General features: G+C 24.8%; 2 protein-coding genes. Both read right to left on the reverse strand.

Annotated features, from left to right (window positions below):
* Nucleotides 1–223: 223 nt before the first annotated feature.
* Entirely contained in the window at nucleotides 224–1,891 is a 1,668-nt protein-coding gene (locus tag LLF98_RS08750; protein ID WP_291702749.1) for a GGDEF and EAL domain-containing protein, read from the reverse strand.
* Nucleotides 1,892–2,417: 526 nt separating this feature from the next.
* The coding region (locus LLF98_RS08755; protein ID WP_291702750.1) for an IS3 family transposase at nucleotides 2,418–2,763 on the reverse strand (346 nt) is incomplete at its 5' end.

Genomic DNA, 2,763 nt, shown 5'->3' on the forward strand with positions numbered 1-2,763 from the left:
GCCTTGGTCAAATAATATTCCTGAAAATATGAAGATTAAAGATAAGAAATAAAATTAATCCCAGTAAAGATAACTACCTTACTGGGATATTTTAATACATATGAAAATTTTAAAATAGGTACCAAAATTTTGACGCTTACACTTATACCGTCTAAAAACAGTAGATTTAAACCACACGAATAGAAATTAAAATTTCTTAATATTCTATTGTTTTAACATTCATCTATATTTTACTTTGATTTTTTAATAAATTCTCAATTTCTTTTTCAGCAATTGGTTTGCTAAAGTAGTAACCTTGAATTATGTTGCACCCTAAGTTAAAAAGTAAATCTACTTGTTCCTTAGTCTCTACTCCTTCAGTAATTATCTTGTATTTTAATGATTTTGATAAATACACTATACTTTTGATTACAGCTTGATTATTCTCGCTTTGAATATTATCAATAAATGATTTATCTATTTTTAATGTATTAACTGGTAGTAAAGTCAAATAATTCAGAGAAGAATATCCAGTTCCGAAGTCATCTATTGCAAGGTTTACACCACTGTCAATAAGTTCATTTAATACTTTAATGCTATCTTTACAGACTAAAGTTGCCTCTGTTATTTCTATTTCAAGAAAGGAAGGTTGAATATCATATTTTAAACATGTATTAATTACGGTATCTTTAAAATCACTTCTTTTTATTTGGGTGGATGATATATTTACAGATATAGTATTTAACTCATAGCCTTTATTCTTCCATATACGAGCCATTTCTAAGGACTTATCTAAAACCCAATTTCCAATTTGAGTTATATATCCAATATTCTCAGCTATAGGAATAAATTCAGCAGGCGAAACATTACCAAGCTTATCATTATTCCATCTTAAAAGTGCTTCGATCCCCATCACTTTATTATCTAAAGCATTAATTTGAGGCTGATAAAAAATATATAATTCATTATTTTTAATAGAATTCTTTAATTCACTCTCTATTAAAAGTTTTCTAAAATAAGCTTCTGATATTTGTTTATCAAAAAAAGTACATATATTTTTTCCATTAAGTTTCGATTTATACATTGCAAAATCACAAAACTTTAATAATTCATTAATATCTAAACTATCATCCGGAAAAACTGCTACCCCTAAACTTGCAGTAATATAAATTTGTTTCTCCATAATTTCAAAAGGCTCTTTTATGCGTTCTTGAATTTTACTGCATATTTTCTCTATTTCTTCTATATCATCGAATTCATAAATAAATATTATAAATTCATCCCCACCTAATCTTGCCACTTCCCCATATTTACCAAGTAAATTTGTAATTAATTGAGAAAATAATTTTAATATCATATCAGCAAAATGATGACTAAAGTTATCATTTAAAGTTTTAAAATTATCAATATCTATATGTATTAAAGCTCCTTTTTTATTTTGAACTTTATTTATTTTTATTAAATTATTAAGTTTCTCAACAAAGAATGCTCTGTTAGGAATTTTAGTTAGTCTATCGCATCCCTCAAATACCTTATCTTCTGTGACATCTACCATTACTCCTGAAATTAAATTATAATTTTCTATCTTATCTTTAAATATTTTTCCTTTAATAAAAACCCACCTAATATCTCCATTTTGAGTTCTAATCCGAAATGTACTTCCATAAGATGTTAAAACTCCATTAATATAGTCACATAAATGTTTTTTTGCTAAAATTACATCTTCTTCATAGGCTATAACATTAATAAATTCATACATATCTTTGATTCCATCAAATTTGTATCCTACTATTTCTTCTATTTTTTTAGAAATTAACAATTTATTTTCATATGTATTCCATTCAAAAAAACCAAAATCCCCTCCACTAAGAACACGTTTATAAATCTCACAATTTTCGATATTTCCTTCCAAATCCAACCACCTTTTCATCAAAAATAACAAACTTTATATTCTATTATTTAACTCTTCAATTAAATTTTTAAATATTTTCTTCATATTGTTATGTATTTTTATTCATATTATAATTTTAAGTTGATATAAATATTTTTTAGCAATATTATTTATTATTATACTTATTTCATATTTATTACAATATATCGTATACTTTTCCCCCTCAAAAATCAATATATATTATATTATTAATTTTATTTATATTAATGTATATAAATTCCTTGTATTATTATTCCCGAGCAATTATGTATAAATTTATAAATATTCAAAGTATAATTATAACTATTTAAGGCAATAAGAATCAATATACCTTTTCTGGACAGTCAAAAGTTCTATAAAATAGCTTTTTCATTAGTAGTTATAAAGCAGAAAAAATAATCATCATATTTTTTTATTTCAATCTCAGTTTTAGGTGGAATTTCATCAATAAATAAAATCTCATCAAAATATAAAATAGAACCCATGCCAAGGACATTAAAAAAGAGAGTTAAGCAGCTAAAAGCTGATTTCTGTATTGGACAGGAGTCAGCTTTTTTAAATTCCATTGATATCGATGATTATTATAGTAATTCATGTAATTATAAACAACAGACTGAATTTCAGTTAAATTTAAGCAATCTTTGTAATTAATTTCATCTTTCATATGACCAAAGAAAGATTCTTGTGGTGCATTATCCCAACAATTACCGCGCCTGGACATAGACTGTCCAAGCTTATAAGATTTTAATAACTTTTGAAATGTAGGACTCGTATAATGACTTCCTTGATCTGAATGAATAAATGCATCTGATGATAATTTTAAATTAGAATTTTTCATTAATTTATGTATTGTT

It is taken from the genome of Clostridium sp. (assembly GCF_021372645.1).
In the GTDB taxonomy this organism is placed as follows: Bacteria; Bacillota; Clostridia; order Clostridiales; family Clostridiaceae; genus Clostridium.